At 44.5% G+C, this 4,482-nt stretch carries 4 protein-coding genes; all 4 read right to left on the reverse strand.

Annotated features, from left to right (window positions below; genetic code table 11):
• Positions 1–466 (reverse strand): PhnE/PtxC family ABC transporter permease (locus AB5642_RS19790; RefSeq protein ID WP_368371917.1); only part of this gene is annotated, 466 nt, incomplete at its 3' end.
• On the reverse strand, positions 459–1,238 hold the full coding sequence (phnC, locus tag AB5642_RS19795; protein WP_173718229.1) for a phosphonate ABC transporter ATP-binding protein: 780 nt from the start codon (positions 1,236–1,238) through the stop codon (positions 459–461). The genes phnC and AB5642_RS19790, both read right to left, overlap by 8 nt.
• Positions 1,239–1,331: 93 nt before the next feature.
• Entirely contained in the window at positions 1,332–2,363 is a 1,032-nt protein-coding gene (locus AB5642_RS19800; protein WP_173718230.1) for a phosphate/phosphite/phosphonate ABC transporter substrate-binding protein, read from the reverse strand.
• Between the two features lie 669 nt (positions 2,364–3,032).
• Complete coding sequence (locus AB5642_RS19805) at positions 3,033–4,319, reverse strand: O-acetylhomoserine aminocarboxypropyltransferase/cysteine synthase family protein (protein WP_173718231.1); 1,287 nt, start codon at positions 4,317–4,319, stop codon at positions 3,033–3,035.
• Between the last annotated feature and the right edge of the window lie 163 nt (positions 4,320–4,482).

The raw sequence follows: 4,482 nt of genomic DNA on the forward strand, positions 1-4,482 counted from the left end.
CTTCATAGGTAAGCTTTGTCATAATGGCAAAGGTATATAAGGTGATGGCAAAAGTACCTGCAAATGTTCCAAGTCCGAAAAGAAAGGTAGCAGTAAGTGCCAGGATCAGGGCTGGAAAAGAACGGAGAATCTGGATCACAATTCTGAGAATCCTTCGCATTACAGCTGGAAATTCTAAGTTTGCAGCGCCAAAAGGCGAGAGTACAAGGGCAAAAAAGGTACCAAGTACCGTTCCAGTAACGGACATCTGAATGGTGTAAAAAAGTGGCAGCAGGATTTTCTGAATATAGGAAAAATCTGGCGGGATCATATCCACAACCAGATCAGTGAGGTGGCTCCTTCGTTTCCAGAAAGTTACAAGGTCACAGTCTGTGAAATTTGCTGCAAGGAAAAACAAAATCAGAAAAGAAATTGGAACAGCAAATTTTGCCACAATGGAATTTTTGCTTGTTTTGTTATCATTCATAAGCGACACCTCGCTTATTCTCTATCTGAGTATCATTTTTGTTATAAATTTGTGTGGTGATAGAATCAGTCAGATCAGCTGTCTTACCGTCAAATACAACCTTGCCATCTTTCAGACCAATAAGTCGGTCGGAGAATTCCTGGGAGAATTCCAGATTATGGCTGTTCATTAAAATGGTGACACCATCCGCCTCATGAATACTCTTCAGCAACCCTAGAATCTGTCTCCCGGTAACTGGATCAAGAGACGCCACCGGTTCATCTGCCAGCAGGATCGCCGGATGCCGCATAAGTGCTCTTGCAATTGCTACCCTTTGCTTTTGTCCACCAGACAGATTTTTAACCGGTTCGTCTGCCTTTTCCAGAAGCCCAACCCGATCCAGCAGTTTCAGGGCTTCTTTCTTACGTGATTTTCCATAAAGTCCAAATACGCCCTGGAAAAATCCCATATCAGGAAGCCCGGCAGTCAGCACATTTTTCAGACAGGTAGAATTCTCCACCAGGCAGAAGTCCTGATAAATGGTTGCAATAGATTTTTGCAGTTCACGTTTTTTCCTTCCTTTTAGGGAATGAAAGCGCTTATCATCCAGAAGCACCTGCCCTCCAGTGCAGTCCATCATTCCATTGAGAATGCGAAAGAGTGTTGTCTTCCCCGCCCCCGAAGGCCCGATCACCGAGACAAATTCCCCCTGTGAGACGGAGAAATCCACATCTGCCAGGGCTTTTGTGCCATTATGAAATTCTTTTGCGATATGCTGAATCTGTAAATTCATAGATAAAATTGACCTCGTTTAAAACTACTGCCGAGGCAAATAACCTGCCCCGGCAGTTTAAAATATTTTGTAATTATTCAGAAAAGTTGAAGTCTATTCCATAGACTTCAGCAGTTCCTGCGCCTCTCGTTCGCCATCGTAATTGGAGTCATCGCCCCATTCATATCCAACCTGGCTGAACACGCTGATAATATCTTTTCCTTCGTCCGTATTCGCAATCTCAATAAAGGAATCTCCAAGCGCCTGGCGGAAATCTTCATCCTGCATAACTTCAGAAGTCTTGCTGTATGCAATCATATCATTGTAAATCTTATCTGTAACTCCGATCACACCAGTCTGATTCACCATATCATCTGTACCGCCGAAGGTCTCTTTCCATTCCGGTGCGTATTTGGTACGGATGTGGCCATAAGAAACCATCACATCGGCCTGTCCGGAAGCCAGACGTGCAAGAGAAGTGGTATAAGAATCAGACTCCACCGCATTTGCCAGATCGCTGATTCCCTTGCCATATTTCTCGTTCAGCCATAAGCTTGGATAAATATAACCGGAAGCAGAAGTCGGTCCCATAACAGCCCAGGTAGCGTCGTTCAGATCATCCCAGGTAAGCTCTTCGCCGTTATTTACCTTTTCCAGTAAAGCCTGTCCTTTTTCGCTTGGACCTGCCAGAATAATAGAACGGTAATAGGTAGACATCTCATCGGTGTTTTCTTCGATTGTACCATCATTCCAGTCTTTCGGATCATCAGAATCTTTGTTGATTCCATAGCGAAGTGCGGTAAGAAGAACGTCACAGTCATCAGAGAAAAGTACGTAATTTCCGCCAGAAATAAATCCGATATCTGCGCTTCCGGCACTTAAAGCCTGGCCAACAGCAGTGTAGCTTGTACCCACTGTCATATCCACGTTTTCCACGTCATACCCCTTGGCGAGAAGTGTCTCCTTCAGTAAATCTTCCAGCGGCTCTGTAGCAGTGGTGATGGTGTCGGAATCTGCATATGGGGAAAATGCAATCTTCAGAGAATCAATGGTTTTGGTGTCCTCTGCAAAAACAGTGACAGTGCTCCCAACGGTAAGTCCCAGGCATAATGCCAGGGAAAGTGCGGATACAATGTGTTTCTTCATAGTGAAATACCTCCATGCTTTTGTTTGATCATATAATGTGTTACTGTGCATTTGAAATGTTACGCAAAGCGAATCGCTGCGAATAAAATGGGCAGTAACTTTATTTCTGCTGGAAGTCGGTTATAACGAGAAAATTGCCCAATTTCTTACTATAGAATGTTTGAAAAAATTTTTCTGCAAAACTGGGAATATGGATTACAGCAATGGATTCTCAAATATGCCATGGTGAGAAGGGCTCATTATTCATGTAAATAAAAATACATGCCTCTCAGCATGTATCGAAAATGACTTTCGAGCAGATGCTGACAATTCACCTGTAAAACAGGTGAACAGGTTTCGGTCGATCCTGACGGGATCCTCTCAACCCGGACCTACGGGCTCCCTCGCAATCTGGTTTTCGTCATCACAAATTCTGACCGCAGCACAAGGGCGCTCCCCCTGGCACTGCATTCCGTTAACCGGATAAATTGTATCATACCTGTCCTGGAATTACAATAAAAAATTCTGGTATAGCATTTGTAAAAATGGAGATGTTATTGCTTATTCGAAGTTCGAAAAATCCCCGTAACAGATCAAATATAAGGTCTGTTATGGGGATTTATGTGTAGGAATAGTTATAAAAAGTGTAAAACTCTATAATTTTAATCCGTTATTGTGGAAAGCATGCAATTATTTAATTGCATCCAGCGCATTGGAAATATCTGCGATCAGATCTTCTTTATCCTCAAGACCAAGGCTGATACGGATCAGCTCTGCCGGTACGCCAGCTTCAATGAGCTGCTCGTCTGTCATCTGTCTGTGGGTGGAGGTGGCAGGGTTCAGGCAGCAGGTTCTTGCATCTGCTACGTGAGTCTCAATTGCGCCAAGCTTTAAGTTCTGCATAAAGGTGGAAGCTGCTTCACGGCCGCCCTTCAGACCGAAGGAAACAACACCGCAACCGCCGTTTGGCAGATATTTCTTTGCTCTGTCATAGTATTTATTAGATGGAAGTCCCGGGTAATTTACGTAAGCTACCTTTGGATGGCTTTCCAGAAATTCTGCTACAGCCTGTCCATTCTCCACATGCTTCGGCATGCGTACATGCAAGGACTCCAGTCCAAGATTCAGGATGAAAGCACTGTTCGGGGACTGCATGGAACCGAAATCACGCATAAGCTGAGCGGTACATTTCGTGATGAATGCGCCTTCTTTTCCAAATTTCTCAGCATATGTAATTCCGTGATAGCTCTCATCTGGCGTGCAAAGTCCTGGATATCGGTCTTTGTGCGCCATCCAGTCAAAGTGACCGCCATCAATTATAGCACCGCCTAATGCTGCACCATGTCCGTCCATGTATTTGGTGGTGGAGTGAGTAACAATGTCAGCACCCCATTCGATGGGGCGGCAGTTTACTGGTGTAGGGAAGGTGTTATCGACTACAAGGGGAACCCCATGTTCGTGAGCAACTTTTGCAAAAAGTTCAATATCCAGGACGGTAAGTGCCGGATTCGCAATGGTTTCGCCGAACATAACTTTGGTATTTGGCTTGAAAGCTGCGTTTAATTCTTCTTCAGTAGCATCTGGGGAAACAAAGGTTGCGGTGATACCCATTTTGGCCATGGTAATAGAGATCAGGTTGAAGGTTCCGCCATAAATGGAAGAAGAAGCCACAATGTGGTCTCCGCACTCACAGATATTGAACAGAGCCATGAAATTGGCTGCTTGTCCGGAAGAAGTGAGCATAGCTGCAGTTCCACCCTCCATTGCAGCAATCTTGGCTGCAACATGGTCGCAGGTAGGATTCTGAAGGCGTGAGTAGAAATAACCCTCAGCTTCAAGGTCGAAAAGTTTTCCCATATCCTCGCTGGTGTCGTATTTGAATGTTGTTGACTGAATGATCGGGATCTGTCTTGGTTCACCATTTCCCGGTTTATATCCGGCCTGAACACATTTTGTTCCCATTCTGTAATTGTTCATGATGTGTCTCCTCTTCTGGTAAAATAAGCTCCCTGTGGAAAAGTGTTCACAGAGAGCATTCACATAAAGATATAGTATCATTTTTTTATAAAAATAGCAACGGCTTGGTGCAAATTGCGGCGCGAAATCATGCGAATGCATGATTTCTGTGCATCGCGAAGCG

The organism is Ruminococcus sp. 1001136sp1_2201st1_G3_2201SCRN_220225 (assembly GCF_040924365.1).
Lineage (GTDB): Bacteria > Bacillota > Clostridia > Lachnospirales > Lachnospiraceae > Blautia_A > Blautia_A faecis.

Coding starts and splice junctions, on each gene's coding strand:
- AB5642_RS19805 (WP_173718231.1), bottom strand. CDS start 4,319: ATGAACAATTACAGAATGGGAACAAAATGTGTTCAGGCCGGATATAAA.
- phnC (WP_173718229.1), bottom strand. CDS start 1,238: ATGAATTTACAGATTCAGCATATCGCAAAAGAATTTCATAATGGCACA.
- AB5642_RS19800 (WP_173718230.1), bottom strand. CDS start 2,363: ATGAAGAAACACATTGTATCCGCACTTTCCCTGGCATTATGCCTGGGA.